This is a genomic window from Azoarcus sp. TTM-91, from assembly GCF_012911025.1.
In the GTDB taxonomy this organism is placed as follows: Bacteria; Pseudomonadota; Gammaproteobacteria; order Burkholderiales; family Rhodocyclaceae; genus Azoarcus.
The window spans coordinates 1-2,463 of the sequence record NZ_WUEI01000223.1 but is presented as its reverse complement, the minus strand read 5'-3'; the positions used below and the strand labels follow the sequence as shown (position 1 = coordinate 2,463).

The 2,463-nt window shown below is 69.4% G+C and carries 2 protein-coding genes; both read left to right on the top strand.

Going from position 1 to position 2,463, the window contains the following annotated elements; genetic code table 11:
• Positions 1–140 precede the first annotated feature (140 nt).
• Positions 141–986, top strand: coding sequence for a site-specific integrase (locus GRF61_RS23750; protein WP_169153086.1), 846 nt, complete (start codon positions 141–143; stop codon positions 984–986).
• A gap of 6 nt (positions 987–992) precedes the next feature.
• Positions 993–2,141 carry an IS91 family transposase gene (locus GRF61_RS23745; RefSeq protein WP_169153085.1) on the top strand — a complete coding sequence of 383 codons (1,149 nt, stop codon included), beginning with the start codon at positions 993–995 and terminating at the stop codon, positions 2,139–2,141.
• Positions 2,142–2,463: the final 322 nt, after the last annotated feature.

The following is a 2,463-nucleotide window of genomic DNA, read 5'->3' as shown; positions in this document are numbered from 1 at the left end:
CGTTGAACTAAACCGCTGACGCGGTGGTGAGAGCCTCGCGGCCGCGTTGTCTTTTCCGGGCGCCCTGAGCGCTCACACCTTGCCGGTTCTCACTCGCATCCTGTCGCCGGGGCTTTCCCCGAACCGACCAGGAGATCGACATGAGCGAACTGCGCAAGCGGATGAATGACGCGATGGTGCTGCGGGGTTTTGCCAGGCGGACGCAGACATCGTATCTGGCCTGCGTTGCCGGGCTGGCGCAGTACTACCGGCGCTCGCCGGATGCCCTCGATGCGGCCCAGATCCAGGCCTACCTGCTGCATCTGATCACCGAGCGCAAGCTCGCCTACGCCAGCGTCAATCAAGCGGCGTGCGCGATCCGGTTTCTGCTGGCCACCGTGCTCGGGCGAACGGAGGTCGCCCTCGAGATTCCGATGGCCAAGGTGCCCAAGCGCCTGCCCCAGGTGCTCACGCGCGAGGAGTTGGCGCGGCTCTTCGCCTGCAGCCGGAGCCTGCGCTCGCGCACGCTGCTGATGACCAAGTACGCGGCCGGGCTGCGGCTGTCGGAGGTGTGTGCGCTGCGCCTGTCCGACATCGAGAGTGCGCCCGACCGGATGTGCCTGAAGGTGCGCCAGGGCAAGGGCGGCAAGGATCGCTACACGCTGCTCTCGCCGCGCCTGCTCGAGGGGCTGCGCCTGTACTGGCGTGCCGCCCGTCCGCGCGACTTCCTGTTTCCCAACGCGGCCGGCGACGGACCGCTGTCCGAGGCGACCGCGCAGCGGATGTACCACGGCGCACGCATGGCCGCCGGCATCGAACACCGCGGCGGCATCCACACCCTGCGCCATTCGTTCGCCACCCATTTACTCGAAGCCGGCGTCGATCTGCCGACGATCCAGCGCCTGCTCGGCCACGGCCACCTGTCGACGACGATGCGCTACCTGCACCTGGCCCGCGCCCACCTGACCGGCACGACCTCGCCGCTCGACCTGCTCGGCCCGAGCTGAGCGGCCATGCGCCGGGCCGGCCTGGCCGGGGTGCTCGACACCTTCGGCCCGGCCTACCTCGCTACCCGGTCCCTGCCACGCGGCGGCGCCAAGGTCTGGCGGGCGATCACCGCCTGCCGCACGGCCGCGCTGGGCGGGCATCTCGAAGCCTGCGACGCCTGTGGGCAGCACCGGCACGTCTATCACTCGTGCCGCAACCGCCACTGTCCGCAGTGCCAGACGCGGGCGAAAGAAGCCTGGCTCGCCGCGCGGCGGCGCGAAGTGCTGCCGGTGCCTTACTTCCACCTCGTGTTCACGCTGCCGCATAGCCTCAACGGCCTCGTTGCCGCCGATCCACGCACGTTGTACGACCTGCTCTTTGCCAGCGTCGCCGCCACGCTCACCGAGTTCGCCGCGAGCCCGCGCCACCTGGGCGGCACGCCGGCGTTCTCGCTCGTGCTGCACACCTGGACCCAGGATCTGCGCCGTCACGTTCACCTGCATGCGCTCGTCGCCGGCGGTGCGCTCGGTCCACATGGCGAGTGGCTGCGGCCGAAGAAGGGTTTCCTGTTTCCGGTGCGCGCGCTCTCGCGCGTGTTCCGCGGCAAGTTCATCGCCGGCCTCGCGCAGCGAGCTGGCCGCGAACGCTGGCCGGCCGATGTCGATTGGCCGCGCTTGAAGTCACAGCTTCATGCCCACGACTGGGTGGTCTATGCCAAGCAGCCGCTGGGCGGGCCCGACGCGGTGCTTGAGTATCTGGGCCGCTACACCCACCGGGTCGCAATCTCGAACGAGCGCATCGTCGGCATTGAAGGCGAGCACCTTGCCTTCCGCGTGCGCGCCGAGGCCGGCAGCGGCAAGAAGCGCACGGTGCGTCTGCCCGGTGTTGAATTCATCGGCCGCTTCCTGTTGCACGTGCTACCGGCCGGCTTCAAACGCATCCGCCACTACGGGCTGCTCTCGCCCGCGCGCAAGCGATCCGGCCTGGCCGCCGCGCGGGCCGCGCTCGAGGTAGCGGCTCCGTCAGCCGCCCTCGTGGAGTCGGTCGCCGATTTCGTGCGCCGGGTGGCGGGGATGGAGCACGCGTGCTGCCCCTGCTGCGGGCGCGGAAGGATGCGTGTGGTGGCGCTCCTCGCGCCAGCGCCACCGGCTCTTCACCTGAGAGGACCGCCATGACCACAGCCGCTGAGGATGCGGTGTCCAGGCGTGCCACCACGCGCCTGCGGCGACGCTCGCCCTGCGTCCGGGGCGACACGCCTGGCCGGTCTCAGCATTGCCCCGCCGCCCGATCGTGGCCCCTGCTGGAGGTGGGGTTGCTCACTTCGCATGATCGAAAGGACGCTCGCTTCATGCAGATGGATTGACGACGCAGCTTCGCCGCTTACAATCCCCATTGCATCCGCCGTCGCGGCGGTTCAGTCCAACGAGGTTTATCCGCCGCCATGCCGCCTTGCCTTCCTCCCACGTCGCCGCTGCGGCGGATAAACGCTATTCGTTA